The following is a 19,554-nucleotide window of genomic DNA, read 5'->3' as shown; positions in this document are numbered from 1 at the left end:
CCATGTTAAAAACAATTCTCATGAAACAGATACCTTATATACGTGTGGGCACGTCCTATTACAAGCTCGTTAAAGCCCCCACCATAGCAGGACACTTTAATGAAATTTTGGTGCACTGGAATATAGAAACCATTAAACAAGATCATGGTAAAGATCACTTAAGTAAAATTTCTAAATATGATGGTTTTACCTGTATTCCAAGTCACTTGAACTTTCAGCAGGAATACTTGGGGTTTTACAATATTTATTCGCCTTTGGGAAAGTTTCCAAAGGAAGGCGATATTTCAAATTCCCTAAAATTCGTAAAACATATTTTCGGAGAACATTATAAACTGGGATTGGATTACCTACAATTGTTATATCTAAAACCCATTCAAGTACTGCCCATTCTATGCTTGGTGTCTAAAGAACGCTCCACAGGAAAGAGCACCTTTTTAAAATGGCTCAAAGAAATCTTCGACAATAATCTTACCTATTTAACCAATGATAGCTTTAGCAGTCAGTTTAATGCAGATTGGGCAAACAAGCTTTTAATATGTATTGACGAAGTGTTGTTCAATAAAGAAGAACTCACAGAGCGCATTAAATATCTAAGTACTACCAATATCAATAAACTAGAGGCTAAAGGAAAAGATAAACGTGAAGTTGAGTTTTTTGGGAAGTTCATCTTATGCAGCAATAATGAAGATAGCTTTATAAAAATTGATGCCAATGAAACTCGGTTCTGGGTTATTAAGGTTCCTGTATTAGAAAAAGAGGAGACTCACTTCCTGGAGAATCTGATTAAAGAAATCCCTGCCTTTATGCATTTTTTAGAAAATAGAAAGCTGAGTTCAAAACACATCACACGCATGTGGTTTACAGCGCAACAAATAAAAACGAAAGCCTTAACAAGATTGGTGCAGAATAACCGTAATCGGGTTGAAAAGGAACTGGCAAGTATTCTACTGAGTGTGATTGAAAAGTTTGATCTGGAGGCAGTGCACCTTTGTCCAATGGATGCCTTGTTGTCGCTAAATAAGACGAGAGTGAAAACGGATCTGACACAGCTGCGAAAGTTGCTGAAAGTGGATTGGAAATTAAGTAACCAGAAGAACTCTAACAAATATCAAAAATTTGTGGTTTGGACAGATGGCGATATGACTTTAGTCGATAGCAAGGGACGGTATTTTACGGTCGAAAAGGATTTCTTGACCAAAAATTTTGATGATACGATGACGGATTTGTAATAGCCCAATGATTACAAGGGCTAAGGCTGTCATCAAACTGTCATCATTTTGTCATCAAAAAAAATAATGATGACAGATTAGAGATGAAAAAATATAAGAATGATGATGTGATGACAAAACGATGACGAGTTAAACCTAGTAGGGTAAAGGCTTTAGAGGATGCTGTCATCAAATCATCAAAAAACAACATAAAACACATTGGCTTATGAAAAGAAAAATAAATTGTGAAACAGCTCGTAGCTTTTCTATCGTAAAGGCGCTAGAAAAGCTAGGATACTTTCCTAAAAAGACAACGGAAAAAGAAGCTTGGTTTCTAAGTCCTTTTAGGTCAGAAACCCAAGCCTCTTTTAAAGTATCTAAAACCAAGAATCGATGGTACGACCACGGCGAAGGTATTGGAGGAAACGTGATCGATTTAGTTTGCAAGATTTTAAAGTGCTCGATAAAAGAAACTTTAGAGTTTTTGAATGAAGGTGTGTCTTGTTTTTCTTTTCAACAGCAGCAACATTTCAGTAAAAAAGAAACAGGGATCAACATTGTTAAAGTTCAAGAAATAACTCATTCAGCTTTAATTCAATATCTAAATTTTAGAAGTATTTCGCTTTCAATAGCAAAAATATATTGTAATGAAATTTGGTATACTTATAAAGGCAAACAGTTTTTTGCCATTGGATTAAAGAATAATAAAGGTGGTTGGGAATTGCGCAATAAAATTTTTAAAAATAGTAGTAGCCCTAAATCTTATACCTACATCCAAAATAATAGAAAGCAAGTAATCATTTTGGAAGGGATGTTTGATTTGTTATCGCTTGCTACATTAGATGGTAATCTATTAAAAACTTCAGATATCCTCGTTTTAAATTCCATCAGTTTTATAAATGATATTGAAAAACACATTTCGAAATATGCCTTAGTTTATCTGTATTTGGATAATGATACCTCTGGACAAAAAGCAACTCAATATTTAATTAATAATTACGAACATGGAATTGACAAAAGTTCAAGCTACAAGAATTATAAAGATTTAAACGATTTATTGAGTCATGAAAAAAGAAAAGAAATTTAATTTTAAATCAAAAGATAAAAAGGAGCAGTCTGTAAAGATTCCTACCGATTTAATAAATCATTTGGATAGTGTGGAATTGGATTTTAACGACACTTCATCTAAAACGAAAATACTCTTGGGTAGGAATTCGAGATGTGTGTCTGTGGACACATTCTCGTTTGCTCCCCTTGGTCGCAAAGAAAAAAAAAGAGTGTTTAAGGGGAAGGGAGACCTCGTTAAATTTCGATGTTCTGCTTATGAAAAGAAACTTCTGAAAGTTAAAGCAAAAAGGAGCGGATTAACACTGAGTGAATATATAAGACGAAGTCTATTTGAAAAAGAAATTACAGAACGTTTCACAGATGAGCATATTGAACTTTATAAAATGCTCATTAAATATCATAACAATTTTAAGTCCATTGGTAACATGTACAAAAAGCGAAATCCTAAACTCACTAAAACAGTATATGATTTAGCTAATGAAATCAAAGCACATCTTAAAAAATTTCAACAATGATTGGGAAAGGAAAAAGCATATCACATACCAGAGCTTCCATGTCTTATGGATGGAATCAGGAAAAGGATGCCGAAATTGTATTAAAGGAATTTCTGCATGGAGATTCGCCTACAGAAATCACTCAAGAATTTAAAATGCTCCAGGATCAGAATTACCATTGTACAAAGAACACCTTATCGTTTGTAATAAGTCCAACGATTGAAGATGGAAAACGATTAGCAGCAAAGGATCTACAAGCCATAACCAAACGTTTTATTCATGAAATGAAACTAGGGGAGCGGCAAGCCATTGCTTTTGTGCATCAAGATAAAGATCATAAGCACATTCATTTATATGTCAATCGTATCGACTTTAAAGGCGTTGCTTATAATGATAGTTTTATTGGGAAACGAAGTCAGTTAGCAGCCGAAAAAGTAGCAGAACACATGGGATTGACAACCGTAAAACAAGTGCAATTTGAAAAGGAATTTAATCTAAAAGAAATACGCTCAGAAATCAAACGTCGACATGATTTGACCATGAAGCAGTTTAAACCCAAATCCTTTGATGATTATGTAAAGACGATGCAAGTTAATGGGGTTAAAGTGATTCCAACGATAAACAATCAGAATAAATTACAAGGTTTTCGATTTGAGTTTGATGGGCACAACCTTAAAGGTAGTGAGGTGCATCGGAATATGTCGATGGGTAACATTGGTAAACAAATAGCAGGAGTACCAAGATCCAAGGTTTTAGAAAGCAATACAGTAAGTGTTAATCTGGCAGGGAAAATGGTCGATTTGACACCAAATTTAGCTTTAAAAATAACCAAGTTTATTATTAAAAAAGCAATCGACAAAGGAATCGGTTATTAAATATAAATATTATGGCAAAACTTGAAGAATTAACAGCCTTATTGGTCAATGAAATTGATGATTTTAAAAATAGCATTGAGAAACTAGAGAAAATCAATGACCAATTAAATGACACCAAAATCAAGATGGATTTATCGGAATATAAAACTATGATTTTTTCACACCAAAAAGAAATGGCATCTCATTTAAAGGCTATTGAACGCTTTGAAAATCGATTTAACAATAAAATTATCCAAGCTAAAATTTATCCTAATTGGGCGGTGGTGGTGTTTGTGTTATAGTTACTGTAACGTTGAGCTCTTATCTACTTTTTAAATAAAGGAGAGTTAAAGCGATCAAAAAAAAAATCAATTATAAAAAAGAATACATAAATGAATATAATAGAAAAGTTACTTAGTTTATTAGTTAGTACTTTATAATATTTAATTCACTAAAAAGCATAACTATTAGTGAATATGATTTAAAATTGTATATTTGACTTAAAATATGGAAGATGTTTAAGCGTACATTATCAGATATTATAGAAAGTAAGATAAATAAAGGTAAAGCCATTATTTTAATAGGCCCTAGACAAGTTGGAAAAACAACCTTAATTAAAGCTATAATTAAGACTAAAGAGCATCTGTTTTTAGATGGAGACGATCCTACAGTAAGAAACGTGCTTAACAACCCTAATACAGAACAAATTAAAAGTATTATAGGATCCAATAAAATTGTTTTTATTGATGAAGCACAAAGAATAGAAGGCATTGGTTTAACGTTAAAAATAATTACAGATCAGTTGAAAGACGTACAATTGTTTGTAAGTGGCTCGTCTTCTTTCGATTTATCTAGCGCACTTAACGAACCTTTAACTGGTAGAAAATGGGAATATGAATTATATCCAATAAGTTGGGAAGAGTTTGAGGACAAACATGGGTTTTTAGTTGCAGAACAACAATTAGAAAATAGACTTTTATTCGGTTTTTATCCAGATATTTTAAATCACTCTGGAGAAGAAAAAGAGCTTTTAAAACAGTTAGTGAATAGCTATTTATATAGAGATATTTTAGCGTACTCTAATATTAGAAAACCTGAAGTACTTGAAAAACTTGTGCAAGCCCTTGCGCTACAATTAGGAAATGAAGTAAATTATAATGAATTGGCGCAAATAATAGGTATTGATAAAAACACGGTTTCTAATTACATAGATATTCTAGAAAAAGGCTACGTTATTTTCAAACTAAATAGCTTTAGTAGAAATTTACGAAATGAGATTAAAAAAAATAAAAAAATATATTTCTATGACAATGGTGTTAGAAATATGATCCTTGGCAACTTTAATCCTTTAAGTCTTCGTCAAGATACAGGTGCTTTATGGGAAAACTTTTTAATATCTGAACGTTTAAAGCAAAATACTTACAAAAACACAAATGCCAAAATGTATTTTTGGCGCACCAAACAACAGCAAGAAGTGGATTTGGTTGAAGAAAAAAATGGCATAATTACTGGATTTGAATTTAAGTGGAATGCCAAGAAAAAACTTAGACTACCTAAAACTTTTGTCAATGAATATCAGGCGAATGAATTTATAATTGATAGAGCAAATTTTAGAAAGTTTACCACCATATAAACCTCTAAAAAAGCAATGATGAATACAGAACCATTTGAAACACAAACCGAAGCACTTATAGATATTATCGGTACTCCGATTAATGGATTCGGGAGAGATGCCAAGCAAGCTAATCTGTGAAGAGCAAGGTTTCAAGACAGCCATTGCCATAGCAGAAACACTCATCATACATGCCAGCTATATCTTCAATCAATTGCCTGAATCAGAACAACCCGTAAAAAGGCTGAACAAACGGGAACGCTTCTATGAAGCTTTACCAGCCCAATTCAACCGACAAGGCTATCTGGATTTAGCGGTGCAGTTGGGTATTAAGGATAAGACAGCTCAAGGCTATATGACCAATTTTGTAAAAGGTGGATTGCTTCATCGAGATGAAAAAGACTCCTATACAAAGCCTAATAAGGAAACATAGGATTCTAAGGATACGGAGGATTAATTTCCTTAATATCCTTTATTTCCTCAAATCCTGAAAGTCAGTAAATAGTTAAATAATTTTAATTTGAAAAACTCTACAAAGATATTTAGTTGCTTTTCATTATCTTTTTCTTATCTTTGTTTAATATTTGAAAGAATCTACAAAATAAATGAGGGTAAAACTCAGCAATATTGCGCAACTTCAATTTGGCTTGTATAGCAAGCCTACCGAGAATGGAAATGCTGCCTATTTACAGGCTAAGCATTTTGATGATTGGGGCAATCAAACCAATAAGGTAGATACTTTCATTCAGATTGACCAGAAGAGTGAATCCCATTTATTAGAGGAAGGCGATATTCTTTTAGTTGGTAAAGGAATGCGGAATTTTGCCTGGACATATCACAAATCATTTGGCCCTGCAATGGCTTCTTCTATCTTCTTTGTGATCAAACCTGATAGATCGAGAGTAATACCAGACTTCCTAACCACCTTATTTAATATGCCTCAAACACAGGCACATTTTCAAACATTGGGAGCTGGTAGTTCTATTCCTTCTATTCGGAAATCTGAACTGGAAGCATTTACAGTAAAACTCCCTTCATTGGAATTACAAGAAAAAACAATTGCCATTAAGCAGTTACATTATAAAGACATGGACTTGTCCAGACAGATCTTTTCTGAAAAACAGAAAGTCTATCAGGAAGTCATTAAAAATATAATTTATCAGAAGCATGAAGACTAAACCAATTACTCAAAGCGAGATCAACAATATTGTATGGAAAGCCTGTGACACCTTTAGAGGTGTGATTGATCCCTCGCAATACAAGGATTATATCCTAACCATGCTGTTTGTAAAGTATGTATCAGACGTATGGAAGGATAAAAAAGACTTCTATGCTCAGAAATACAACAATGATGAAGTGCGGGTACAAAGAGCGTTAAACAATGAACGGTTTCAAGTACCTGAAACCTGCACATTTGATTACCTCTTCGAGAATCGAAATGCAGCCAATGTAGGTGAGTTAATCAATACTGCTCTTGAAAATATGGAGGACGCCAACCGCAGTAAGTTGGAGCGTGTATTCCGAAACATTGATTTCAACTCAGAAGCCAACTTAGGTCAAACCAAAGACCGAAACAGAAGACTCAAAAACCTCTTGGTAGATTTCTCTGCTCTTGACTTACAGCCTTCACACTTAGAAAATAATGATGTAATTGGTGATGCCTATGAGTATTTGATTGAAAAATTTGCCAGTGATGCAGGAAAGAAAGCAGGTGAATTTTATACACCTGCGCAAGTATCTAAGCTGTTAGCCAAACTATTGAATCCTCAACCAGGAGATAGAATCATTGATCCTACTTGCGGTTCAGGTTCGTTACTGATCAAACTATCCAAGGAAGTAGGCAGCAATAACTTCTCACTATACGGACAGGAAATCAATGGAAGTACTTGGGCATTGGCTAGAATGAACATGTTCTTGCATGAAATTGATGATGCTACGATAGAATGGGGAGATACGCTCAACAATCCTAAGCTGTTGGAAGAAGATAGCTTACTCAAAGGAAACATTGTAGGTGCCAATCCCCCCTTCTCTTTAGACAAGTGGGGAGCAGACAATGCTATTTCCGATCAGTTCACCAGATTTCACAGAGGTATTCCACCTAAGAGCAAAGGCGATTATGCATTTATCTCTCACATGATCGAATCTACTTATCACGATACTGGTCGTGTAGGCGTGATCTTGCCTCATGGAGTATTGTTTAGAGGGAGCAGTGAAGGTAAAATTAGGAAGCAACTCATTGAAGAAAACCTCTTAGAAGCAGTAGTTGGACTTCCTGCTAACTTGTTTTTCGGAACGGGTATTCCTGCTACAATCTTAATTTTCAACAAAGCAAAAGGAAACAATAAGGATGTGTTATTCATTGATGCCAGCCAAGGTTTTGAATCAGGGACAAACCAAAATGTATTGAGAGATGCTGATATTGATAAAGTTGTAGAAACCTATTTATCCTTTCAGAAAGCCAATCCACTGACTAGTAAGGAGGGTGAAATAATAGAAGAAAAGTTCGCTTTCCGTGCAGTTATTCAGGATATAGAAGAAAACGAGTACAACCTCAATATCCCTCGGTATGTAGACACTTTTGAAGAAGAAGAACCTGTGGATATTGCTGCCACTCAGAAGAACATAGTTAACCTGAAACACGAATTAGCTACTGTCGAGAAGCAAATGGACGATTTCTTAAAAGAATTAGGGTTTTAATGGGAGAATTAATCGACATACCAGCAGGTTACAAAAAATCTAAAGTTGGATTGATCCCCACTGACTGGAACATATTTCGTTTATCAGGAATACTGGCAAGTGCTAAGTTGGGTGGTAATTATGAAAATTCTGTAAGCGATTATGGATTGCCTCTAATCAAAATGGGCAATATCCTCCGTGGAAAAGTTAGCATAGAGAGTTTACAATACATTCCAGTTGGAAGTGAGCACCATGAGAATGATTTTCTAAAAGAAGGTGACTTATTGTTCAACACAAGGAATACCTTGGAATTGGTTGGAAAAGTAGCGATATGGAGATCTGAGCTTCCAAAAGCCTTATATAATTCTAATTTATTAAGACTTGAGTTCGACAAAAATCATGTTCATTCTAACTATTTCATGAATTATGTGATGAACTCAGATTATGCCATTTCTCAGTTACGAAGATTTGCTACTGGCACTACAAGCGTTGCAGCCATTTACAGTCGTGATTTAAACAAATTAAATGTTACTCTTCCCTCGCTCCCAGAACAAAATAAAATAACAAAAATACTTAGTGCTTGGGATAAAGCAATAACAGATAATCAACTTCTGCTAAGTGAATACATTACCAATAGAAAAGGATTAGAACAACAATTACTTTCAGGTCAAATCCGATTTAAAGATCATGTTATTAGTAATGATAAGATAAAAACCAAAGTCGGCATACTTCCAAAGAATTGGGAATTAAAATCTATCACCGAAATAGTGGATAGAGTCAAAGAAAAGCTAAACCCTGAACCAGAAACACTCTACAGAGAAATAGGTATCCGTTCTCACTGCAAAGGAATTTTCCATAAAGAAGAAGTAACAGGTGAAAGTTTAGGTAATAAATCTGTGTTCTGGATACAACCAGACTGTTTTGTGGTAAACATAGTATTTGCATGGGAACATGCGATTGCCAAAACCACAGAAGCAGAGGTTGGCATGATTGCATCACACCGCTTCCCTTTATACAAGCCCAAGGCTGATATTTTAGATTTAGACTACCTCTTATACTATTTCAAAACAGCAAGAGGAAAACATCTTTTAGGACTTGCCTCTCCCGGTGGAGCTGGACGAAACAAAACCTTGGGTCAAACAGAATTTGCCAAACTCAAAATACCCGTTCCGTCATTGCAAGAGCAAAAACGAATTGTATCGGTACTGTCTGAATCAGACAAGGAAATAGAATTATTGAAACAGAACATTACCACCCTCACAGAGCAGAAGAAAGGCTTAATGCAAAAGCTGTTGACGGGAGAAATACGAGTTAAAGTGGATTAGATATGAGCAAGAAAATAGGAAGAAATGATAAGTGTCCATGTGGAAGTGGTAAGAAATACAAAAAGTGTTGCTTGGGTTCAGGTCGTACCTTTAGTGCTACTGATAATGCGACACAACCTCCATCTATTTTCAGTCAGTACAATTCAATTGATCTTATAAAAAAGTGTGCGGCTCTCACCTTGATTTCTGAAAATCACGGCAAAAATGTAAGATTGGAAGAACTGACAAAAAAGTCAATTCTCAATTTCAATACCGAGACGGCAATCATCCCACATGCAGAATTCCAAACGTATTTAAGTGCTAATTATGCCACTCACCATTTAGAGGATATTCCGACAAATCTATATACTGACCTGATCACCTTTTATGGCGGTGACTATCTCATATTTCCAGGCATTACGGATGCAGGGAGCTATGTATTATCCAATTTGTTAACTGCTGTCTTCAATTGGCCAGATTCGGGCATTCCTGATCAGTTCAAGAATAATTGCATGCATGCTTCTCTTTTGATATTAAATCTATCAAATGCAATTGCAATAAGATTAGGCTACAATAGATATTTGGAAGGAAATGTAACTGAACAACAGATTAGAATACCAACACATACCCAATTAACCACATTACAAGATGCACTGACATTTAATCAAGAAGAAATTCAGGGGTTACTCATAGAACACGGCATTGCACCAGAAGCATTGGAGATGTTCTTACTTGACATCAACAATCCAGACCTGCAGAATGAATACATGCAGGAAAGTCCACTATTGGTAAAACCAATACTATTTCATAAAGGAGAGTACATCATTGTATCACCTGCTACACTTAGTTATGCTTTAACAGAGTTCATTACCTCTCAGGCCAATCTATCTGGCTACATGGAGCAAGTGGGAAATGCTTATCATAATATGATATGGAACAATACTCAGTTGCACTTAAGCCAACTTGGGTTTAGTGCAATAGAGAGTCCATTATTAGAAGAAATTGGTGACACTCAAATAAGAGAGAAAATCTATCGCTTTGATGATGATAAATTAGCCTATATACAATACGTAACGGGTAGTGGAGCAGATATTCAGGAAAGAAAGCAACGCATTATCAATGAAACATTAGCTTCTTCTAAATTTGCAGAACATGAGTTCATGGACATTACGCTAGTCTCCTCTATGGGAAAAGACTTGTTTTTTATGTTCAGTCGAACTGATCAGTCTAAAAGTATCGGCATGCCGATCCATGACTTTGATACCCTTATCAAATTAAAAGATCATTCCGCTTTCGATTTATGGAAGTTTAGCATTGCCCGTGAAGAACAAATCCCTGACAGCAAAATGTTTAGTGCTTCCTTCTTAGATATTTTTAAGGTGTACAAAGAGAATGATGATTCTTTTTACGTATCTGATGACCATGAGAAAACCATACTTCATGTAGAGCCTGGCTATGCCACCGACTTGTATCAGGAAGCAAAATTATTATCAGATGAGCATTCAGCATTACGTCTTTACAATGGTCGGTTAGTCAATGTTCCTGTTATTAGGAAGGAAGAGTCTTCACCCATCTACTATTCTCCCTCTGACTTAGGAATAGAACTTAAATTATTAGTTGAGGGATTCTTCCAATCTTTATGGGTTTCCCCTCTAAAAAGCACAGGTGATATTCCTGATACTGCAAGGGGATTGTACTATGAAATGACTGACGCAATTGCTTATTGGCTTTGGCAATGTCAGGATCTAATCAATGACGATTTAACCCTATTAGGTGACACTTCTTTAACAGTAACATTTGACCTTAACCCAGAGGAATCGTTTGATCCATTTGAAAGAAATTTTGAAAGAGACCCAGCTTTTTCGGATCATTTCAGTGTATCGGTCACAGATAATACACTCAATGTTTCAATTCCTAGTTCCATCATTCCTTATTTGTATGGAGTAGATAATGAAGGGGAACGTGTCTTGCTAAAGCACATACTGTTAGGATTCAATCAACTATTGGCTATACAGCAACAACCTGTTATTGAGAATGACAGAATAGATGCAATCATAGAGTCAGCAGCACCATTGGGTGTTAAAAAGAAAGTTTTTGTACTGGATACTAGCGATAATCTGTTGATAGATCCATCTAACTTGAGCAAGCACAGGTATATCCAAAGCTATGATATAAATGTAGTGCTCAATAATATCGTACCAGACTTAGGGAAGTTGTGCCCTGCAGTTGGTGATATAACTGCAAAAAAAGATAAAACAGGATTAACAAGAAATATTGTGATGCGAGTTTTACTACCAAAACTCAGCAGGACAATCAGTCAATATCAACATGAGTCTCTTCTAACGAGATTAATCGCATTGAATGAGAGCTTAATTCGAAAAAGAGAAGACTTAAGATTAAAAACGCCTACACGCATTGCTTGTTTCGTCTCAGTTGAAGAGCAAACAGCTGACTTGCATGACAGTCTTTCTAAACTAAATAGGACTACAATAGCTGTAAGATGTCTAATCGAGCATTTGGCAGCAGAGCCAAGTACTGGCAACAAAATCGTAAGCACTGCTGCTATTGATGAACTGTTAGCAATTGAAAGTGAAATAATTACTTGGGGATCACTTGGAGATCAGATAGAATACGATCTCTTTGACATCAATCTTGGAGTATTACCTTCAGGAAGAATTGGTACAGAAAAAACATTACATAATGCTATTTTCGATCCATACTATGCTTCAAAATCTAAGGAGAACGTACAAAATGCGGTCGATACTTTTGAGCAGTGTTTTCCGCAGCATATTGAATTAGATAGTAAAAATCCTCCTGAGTATCTTGAAAATGCATTCTTATCCGAATTTGGGCTAACATTTACCCGTATTTGTGAATTGGTCAATGATCTTGGCATCATTGCTTATCAGCAATCGACACCATTTGCTTCTATATTAAAGAGTGAACTCTTCACTGAAATAAACAAGCATGATCACACCTATACTGAGGATGAGTTTAATAAAGGATTAGATTATCTGTGTCTATTTGAAAGAGGTGAGGTAAAAAACATTCCAGAGGGATTTGATGGCATTGATATTTCTCCTTGGCGTTTCAACAGACGCTTATCCTTATTGAGAAAGCCATTAGTCTCAGTCTCCAATATAGATACGCCAGAAGATCCAACTATTTATTGGGGGTTCAGACAATTGTTAACAAGCAGAATGTACCTCTTTGACCAGTGTATGACAAATAGGTTAAGAGTCATTGAAAAAGGAGCGGTTCAAAAAGCGTTGGGGAAATTGACTCAAGTCAATGGAAAGAATTTGGTGAAATCTGTTTTAGAAGAATTGAAAAATGATCAATTGATTATTGATTCAGAAGTTTTCATTAATACCAAGTCTGAGCTAAAAGCGGACAAAGACATTGGTGATGTTGATGTTTTGGTTATTGACAAGTCCTCTCAATTGATATATAGCCTTGAATGTAAAAGCATGGCTCCAAGTAGAAACATCAAAGAAATGGTAGAGGAAGTAAACAAATTGTTTGGAAGCGATTCAAAAAAAGGATGGATTGACAAACATGTTGGACGTGACGAATGGCTAAAGGCGAATCTAGGTCAATTGGGGACGAAATATAAGTTGGATTTATCCCAATATAATGTCAAATCTTTCTTCGTAACTCAGGAAGATATGCTGACACCATATTTAACAACAAGACACTTGAAAATACCTTTTGTATCACTACCCAATTTGAAAGAAAAGGGAATGGACGCATTAGTATAAATATAAAATTATGGCAGTACCATCATTTAAAGAAGATCATATATCTCAGCTTCCAGCATTGAAGCTACTCATGAATATGGGTTGGAAATACTTCACTCCTGAGCAAGCATTAGAAGCTCGTGGGGGTAGAACCTCTAATGTGTTGCTGGAAACGATCTTAAAAGAGCAGCTCCAAAGCATCAATACCATAGAGTACAAAGGCAAGGAGTTTACTTTCTCTGAGATCAATGTAAACAATGCCATTTTATCCATTCGTGATCTTCCTATACAGGATGGCTTTATCGCTTCCAATAAAGCCTTTTATGAATTCATTACTTTAGGTAGAAGCTTTGAACAATCGGTTTTAGGAGACAAAAAGAGTTTCTCATTCCAATATATTGACTGGAAACATCCAGAGAATAATGTATTTCATGTCTCCGAAGAATTTAGTGTTTTAAGAACGGGAAGTAGTGAGCATTATCGTCCAGATATTGTTCTCTTTATCAATGGTATTCCTGTAGTGGTGATTGAGTGTAAAAGCCCAAAAATCAAAGACCCTATTGAAAAGTCTATTGAACAGCATTTAAGAAACCAACAAGAAGACGGCATTCGTTCCTTGTATCAATATTCTAATCTGGTAATGGGTTTATCAACCCATGAAGCCAAATATGCTACTACTGCTACAGAAAAAGAGTTTTGGAGTGTTTGGAAAGAACTTTTTAAAACCAAAGCAGAAGAAACGGCTTGGCAAGATAAGCTGCAAGCAATAAAAGATCAGCCATTACCGACCAACGAGCAAACCACATTATTTCAGGACAGGTACAAGAACGTATGGACATACTTTAAGAACTTAGAAAAAGAAGAGCAAACTATTACAGAACAAGACAAACTCTTGTACAGCTTTTGTCAACCCGAACGCCTGCTAGACCTCTTCTTTAATTTCATTGTGTATGATGCTGGTGTAAAGAAAGTGACCCGTTATCAACAGTATTTTGCTGTACACAATACACTGAACAAGGTAGCTAAAACAGATGGCCAAGGATTACGAACTGGTGGTGTTATTTGGCATACACAAGGAAGTGGAAAATCCTTAACCATGGTCATGCTGGCACAACTCATTGCTACGCATCCCGACATCAAGAATCCAAAAATTATACTGGTCACTGATCGTATTGATCTGGACGATCAGATTACAGAGACATTCAAGAAATGTCAGATACCTGTAGAAAATGCCCAGACAGGTAAACACTTAGTAGAACTGCTTTCTGGTACAGGTGATACAGTTATCACTACCATTATTCACAAGTTTGAGGCAGCAGTCAACCGAGCAAAAGAAGGCTTTGATTCACCCGACATTTTTGTACTGGTAGATGAAGGACACAGAAGTCAATACGGTACATTCAACATCAAAATGCAAAAGGTGTTTCCTAAAGGATGTTTTATAGCATTTACGGGTACGCCTTTGATGAAAAAAGAAAAGAGTACTGCCAACCGATTTGGAGGCTTAATTGATGTGTATTCTATCACAGATGCGGTAGAAGATGGTGCAGTAGTTCCTTTACTCTATGAAGGAAGACACAATTTGATAGAGGTCAATGAAAAGCCATTAGATAACTATTTTGATAGAGTATCCGAACCGCTTACCCCTTACGGGAAAGCTGCTTTGAAACGAAAGTTCAGCTCCACCAATCAACTCAACAAAGCGGAGGAAATTATCTATGCCAGAGCATGGGACATTTCTGATCACTACGAGCAAAATGTACAAGACATTCTATTTGGTGGATTGAAGGCAAAAGGTCAGTTAGTAGCCCCAAACAAAACGACTGCTATTAGATATAGAGAGTTCATCAAGCAGATTAGCAAAGTAAGTTGTGAAGTATTGATCTCCGCTCCTGATGTAAGAGAAAACTATGATGATGCATTTGAGGAGAGTGATGACTTGATATTGAAATTCTGGAAAGCCATGATGGACAAATACGGCAGCTCAGAAAACTATGAGAAATCATTAATCAACTCGTTCAAGAAACAAGATCATCCCGAAATCATCATTGTGGTGGATAAACTTTTGACTGGTTTTGATGCGCCTAACAACTATGTGTTGTACCTCACTCGTCAGCTTAAAGAACATACTTTATTACAAGCCATTGCACGAGTCAACCGATTAGCTCCAGGTAAAGAACATGGTTTGATCATTGATTACTATGGAAACCTTGAAAACCTAGATTCTGCTTTAGAAACATACAGTGGTGCAAATAATTATGATGCCATTGACTTAGAAGGAACACTGACCAATATCAGTGAGGAAATTAAGAAGTTGCCACAAGCTCAATCTGAGGTATGGGATATTTTCAAAGAGATCAAGAACAAGTATGATGAACCTGCTTATGAAGAGTTGCTGCAGGATGAGGCCATCAGACACATCTTCTATGAAAAAGTATCTGCCTTTGCTCGGTTGTTAAAACTCGCATTATCAAGCTTTGAGTTTATCAGCAATACAACGGAGCAACAAATCAACAAGTACAAACAGGATGCTAAATTCTTTTTGGGATTAAGGATTTCTGTGAAGCGGAGGTATTTTGATGATTTGGAATACAAGGAATATGAGCCACAGGTTCAGAAGTTGATTGATAAGCACATTACTACAGAGGGTGAAATTTTGCGCATTACAGAAATGGTTAACATTTTCGACAAGGCAGAGAGAGACCGTGAAGTAGAGAAAATTACCAGTAAGGCAGCCAAAGCAGATCATATTGCCAGCAGAACCATCAAGGCAATTAATGTCAGGATGAATGAAGATCTAGTCTACTTCAAAAAGCTATCACGACTGATTAAAGACACGATTGATGACTACCACCAACACCGAATTTCGGAAGTGGACTATCTCAATAAAGCAAAAGGATTTGAGGATCAATTCCATAGTGGAAGACAAGACAATATTCCTGAGAACTTAGTTGGTAATGATACAGGAATTGCCATATACAACTTGGTAAACGAGATATTCAAAGGGCATCTAAAACGCTCTGAAGATGGTAAAAATACAGGAGCCGTAATGGCTGAAGGAATAGACAATGTGATCAAATCCATTGTCTTTGAAAACGGCAAACCAATTATTGATTGGGGCAACAAATCAGACATTGAAGGAAAGATTAGAATTGCCATTGATGACTACCTCTATGAACTAAAAACACAACAAGACATTGAATTGCCCTTTGACTTGATAGATGAATTAGTAGAAGAAGGATTAAAAGTAGCTAAGCTGAAATATGTCTGAGACCACTACCATACAATCTTTCGCCTTTGGCTCAAAAGAGATCAATTATGAACTCTCCTTTCAGGACAGGAAAACATTGGGTATCCGAGTATATCCTAATTGTAAGGTGAAAGTGATTGCACCCTTTGATACACCTGATGAAAAGCTTTACAGTAAGCTCAGGGAAAAAGCACCTTGGATCATCAAACAACAACTTGATTTTCTTTCCTATCATCCCTTAACGCCACCTCGTAAATATGTGAATGGTGAAACACATCTCTATTTAGGTAGGCAATACAAACTAAGAATTGAAAAGGCAGCAGCCAATGAAGTAAAACTATTCAAAGGACGGTTGTTGGTATTGAAGAAAGAGAACACATCACCTAAGAATTTACTAACCGATTGGTACAGAGAAAAAGCAGCCATTCATTTTGAAGACACTTTGAAAAAGGTATTACCTCTATTTGCAAGATATGATATTTCAGAGCCTGAGCTTCAAATCAGGCACATGGCTACCCGTTGGGGAAGTTGTACCACAAAAGGCAAAGTAATACTCAATCCAGAGCTGATAAAAGCACCAAAAGGAAGCATAGAATATGTGATCATACATGAACTCTGTCATTTGATCCATCATAACCATACAAAAGCATTTTATGAACTACAGGAAAGCATTATGCCAGACTGGAAAAAATGGAAAGAAAGATTGGAGAACACTTTGAACTAAATAACTAACATGGAATGCGGAGCGGGGTATATGAATGAATACAACGGTTATGTTGCTTAACTGAATTAACGCGAAATACTTAATTGTTTAAAAATAAATGGAAATAAAAAATAAAATAGAAATCTATCAAGATAAAGAATCTGGAATTACAGTAGATGTAAAACTAGATGGAGAAACAGTTTGGTTAGACCAATATCAACTTGAAGCTCTTTTTGATACAGATAGAACTTCTATTGGACGTCATTTAAGAAATATTTATAAATCTAGTGAATTAGATGAAAATACAACTAGTGCAAAAATTGCACAAGTTCAACAAGAAGGAGGTAGAGAAGTTAAAAGAAATATAAATGTTTATAATCTTGATGCTATTCTATCTGTAGGTTATAGAGTAAGTTCTAAAAAAGGAACTGCTTTTAGAATATGGGCAAACGGTATTTTAAAAGCGTATTTAGTTAAAGGGTATACTATTAACCAAAAACGTTTAGAACAAAAAGAACAAGAAGTACAAGTCTTAAAAAATGGTATCCAAATTTTAAGTCGAGCTATTGAAGAAAAAACAGAAGATAATCAATGGCTTTCAATTTTTGCTAAAGGTTTGAGCTTGTTAGATGATTACGATCACGAACAATTAGATACAAAAGGATTAACAATAAAAGAAGTAGATTATCCAAGTATAGAAGACTATCAAACGTTAATTAATCAAATGCTAACTGAATTTGATTCTGATGTTTTTGGTAAAGAAAAAGATAAAGGTTTTCAAAGTTCTATTGCTCAGATTGAAAAAGGTTTTGGAAAAGATGATTTTTACCCAACCCTTGAAGAAAAAGCAACCATGCTCTTATATTTTGTTGTAAAAAATCATTCGTTTGTAGATGGAAACAAACGTATTGCTGCTGCTTGTTTTCTTAAATTTTTGCAGCAGAACAACATGCTTTTTAATAGCGAGCAACACCCCTTAATTAGTAACGATACTTTAGCAAGTTTAACGTTGTTTATAGCGTCTAGTAAACCAGAAGAAATGCAAACAGTAACAAGGTTGGTGATTAGCGTGTTAAACAGAAATAGAATCAATTAAAAAGGAATTAAATATTAATGACCAATACAACGCAATTTGAAACCCAAACTAAAGTGCTCTGCTACTTGTTCGGCACTTAATTTTCTTCTTAGACGTGCTAGCTTTATTTGCTCACCCATTTCTTCCAATAAGCGCTCTAGTTTTGGTAATAATATCGAATTATTTTTAGACATAACTTGTAATATATTACATAAATATGCTGTTTTCGGGTAATATATTACCCGTTATAGATCAATTCCATTAAAAAACATTTGATTTATTACCAGTTAGGACACTTTAAAAAATATGTGAAGCTTGTGAGATTAAAATATCAGAGTTCTTTCAAATAATTAATGAATAGCAAAACAATTTTCATGTTATCAAAATTTCAAGTGTTTTAGTGCTTAAATATCTGATTTTGTATTCTTTGAAATAATTCTTAATTTAGTAATCTCCTATTTTAATTATTAATAGCTTCCTTAGGTTACTAGCAATATGCATCAATCTACTAGGTCAACAATTTATACTTTTTAATAATTAAAATTTATATCAAATGCCTGCGTTTCCAAAACCAAAATTTGTTTATCAATTTGATTTACAAGAACAAATAGGATTATTAGAGTCTCATAAAAAAAAGCGTCTAATTCCTAACAAGTCAGATGAAGAACTTTTAATAGCTTCGTGGAATATTGCTAATCTTGGACTCCAAAAAAGATGGCAACAGCATGCTCAATTGATATCTGAAATTATTAGTTGGTTTGATATTATCGCAATTCAAGAAGTAAATTATAATTTACAAGGTTTGCGTCAATTAGAATCTGAGTTACCATCGCATTATGACCTCATATTTTCTGATAAAGCAGGAAATAATGAACGATTTGCTTTTGCTTACGATAGTCGTAAAACAAAGTTAATGGAATTAGTGGGAGAGGTAGCTGTACCTCCTAAAGACCATCGCTATATTAAACTTCCTAATGTTCAAAAGAAGTTTAATGGTTTCGACCGAAACCCATATTTAACATCTTTTCAATGGAGAAATACTAATTTAGTTTTAATTAATGTACATTCTTTTTTTGGAAGCAATAGTAAAGCAGATATGGAAAGAAGAGCATTAGAAACTTATGCAATAAGTAGGTATGCTGATTTAAATGGGAAATCTAAATGGGCATTTTCTAAAAATATCATTGCACTAGGAGATTTTAATTTACCAATTGTCGAAAAAGGAGATTTAATATATCAAGCATTGATGAAACGAGGATTGGAATTACCTAAGCATTCATCCAAAGTATATTCTAACATAACTAATGATAAAATGTATGACCAAATCTCTTTTTTACCATCAATAAAGAAGAAGATAAAAGCTAATGGAATATTTGATTTTGATAACTCATTATTTCCTGACCTATGGATTGAAAGTAAATCAAAATTCAAATCTTATATGAAGTATTACATATCAGACCATAGACCAATATGGATGCAATTGAAATTCTAATATAAACTTTTGAGCTACTTAAAAACTCATTCTAACCTAAGCGATAAAAGGACTTGCAATAATTATTTATTGTTATGC

At 35.0% G+C, this 19,554-nt stretch carries 15 protein-coding genes; all 15 read left to right on the top strand.

The genetic code is table 11. The features are described from left to right. The first annotated feature begins 20 nt into the window (after positions 1-20). The 15 genes from Q4Q40_RS18880 (at position 21) to Q4Q40_RS18810 (ending at position 19,476) form a co-directional block, all read left to right on the top strand. Positions 21-1,229: a primase-helicase family protein gene (locus Q4Q40_RS18880; RefSeq protein WP_303303547.1), complete on the top strand. Its 1,209-nt coding sequence runs from the start codon at positions 21-23 to the stop codon at positions 1,227-1,229. Between the two features lie 205 nt (positions 1,230-1,434). Beyond that, the gene (locus tag Q4Q40_RS18875; RefSeq protein WP_303303546.1) at positions 1,435-2,295 is read left to right on the top strand and encodes a DUF8464 domain-containing protein; all 861 of its coding nucleotides are present in this window, start codon (positions 1,435-1,437) and stop codon (positions 2,293-2,295) included. Next, positions 2,273-2,791, top strand: coding sequence for a mobilization protein MbpA (gene mbpA / locus Q4Q40_RS18870; protein ID WP_303303545.1), 519 nt, complete (start codon positions 2,273-2,275; stop codon positions 2,789-2,791). Before Q4Q40_RS18875 ends, mbpA begins: the two co-directional genes overlap by 23 nt. Further along, positions 2,788-3,645 carry a relaxase/mobilization nuclease domain-containing protein gene (locus Q4Q40_RS18865; protein WP_303303544.1) on the top strand — a complete coding sequence of 286 codons (858 nt, stop codon included), beginning with the start codon at positions 2,788-2,790 and terminating at the stop codon, positions 3,643-3,645. The genes mbpA and Q4Q40_RS18865 overlap by 4 nt, the downstream gene beginning before the upstream one ends. Before the next feature lie 11 nt (positions 3,646-3,656). After that, complete coding sequence (locus Q4Q40_RS18860) at positions 3,657-3,926, top strand: DUF6730 family protein (RefSeq protein WP_303303543.1); 270 nt, start codon at positions 3,657-3,659, stop codon at positions 3,924-3,926. A gap of 212 nt (positions 3,927-4,138) precedes the next feature. Beyond that, the gene (locus Q4Q40_RS18855; RefSeq protein ID WP_303303541.1) at positions 4,139-5,257 is read left to right on the top strand and encodes an ATP-binding protein; all 1,119 of its coding nucleotides are present in this window, start codon (positions 4,139-4,141) and stop codon (positions 5,255-5,257) included. Positions 5,258-5,339: 82 nt separating this feature from the next. After that, a complete protein-coding gene (locus Q4Q40_RS18850) occupies positions 5,340-5,669 on the top strand; it encodes a hypothetical protein (protein ID WP_303303540.1) in 330 nt (109 codons plus the stop codon). A 172-nt stretch (positions 5,670-5,841) separates the two neighbouring features. Next, complete coding sequence (locus tag Q4Q40_RS18845) at positions 5,842-6,414, top strand: restriction endonuclease subunit S domain-containing protein (protein ID WP_303303539.1); 573 nt, start codon at positions 5,842-5,844, stop codon at positions 6,412-6,414. Beyond that, positions 6,404-7,933: a type I restriction-modification system subunit M gene (locus Q4Q40_RS18840; RefSeq protein ID WP_303303538.1), complete on the top strand. Its 1,530-nt coding sequence runs from the start codon at positions 6,404-6,406 to the stop codon at positions 7,931-7,933. The genes Q4Q40_RS18845 and Q4Q40_RS18840 overlap by 11 nt, the downstream gene beginning before the upstream one ends. Continuing rightward, positions 7,933-9,237: a restriction endonuclease subunit S gene (locus Q4Q40_RS18835; RefSeq protein WP_303303537.1), complete on the top strand. Its 1,305-nt coding sequence runs from the start codon at positions 7,933-7,935 to the stop codon at positions 9,235-9,237. Before Q4Q40_RS18840 ends, Q4Q40_RS18835 begins: the two co-directional genes overlap by 1 nt. Positions 9,238-9,239: 2 nt before the next feature. After that, the gene (locus tag Q4Q40_RS18830) at positions 9,240-12,977 is read left to right on the top strand and encodes a YecA family protein (RefSeq protein ID WP_303303536.1); all 3,738 of its coding nucleotides are present in this window, start codon (positions 9,240-9,242) and stop codon (positions 12,975-12,977) included. 10 nt (positions 12,978-12,987) lie between these two features. Further along, positions 12,988-16,227: a type I restriction endonuclease subunit R gene (locus Q4Q40_RS18825; protein ID WP_303303535.1), complete on the top strand. Its 3,240-nt coding sequence runs from the start codon at positions 12,988-12,990 to the stop codon at positions 16,225-16,227. Then, entirely contained in the window at positions 16,220-16,930 is a 711-nt protein-coding gene (locus Q4Q40_RS18820; protein WP_303303534.1) for a M48 family metallopeptidase, read from the top strand. The genes Q4Q40_RS18825 and Q4Q40_RS18820 overlap by 8 nt, the downstream gene beginning before the upstream one ends. A 97-nt stretch (positions 16,931-17,027) precedes the next feature. Continuing rightward, positions 17,028-18,005 carry a virulence RhuM family protein/type II toxin-antitoxin system death-on-curing family toxin gene (locus Q4Q40_RS18815; RefSeq protein WP_303303533.1) on the top strand — a complete coding sequence of 326 codons (978 nt, stop codon included), beginning with the start codon at positions 17,028-17,030 and terminating at the stop codon, positions 18,003-18,005. Between the two features lie 532 nt (positions 18,006-18,537). Continuing rightward, positions 18,538-19,476 carry an endonuclease/exonuclease/phosphatase family protein gene (locus Q4Q40_RS18810; protein ID WP_303303531.1) on the top strand — a complete coding sequence of 313 codons (939 nt, stop codon included), beginning with the start codon at positions 18,538-18,540 and terminating at the stop codon, positions 19,474-19,476. Positions 19,477-19,554 lie beyond the last annotated feature (78 nt).

The sequence above is a fragment of the Flavivirga jejuensis genome (genome assembly GCF_030540765.1).
Lineage (GTDB): Bacteria > Bacteroidota > Bacteroidia > Flavobacteriales > Flavobacteriaceae > Flavivirga > Flavivirga jejuensis.
This window is presented reverse-complemented; position numbering and strand designations above follow the sequence as displayed.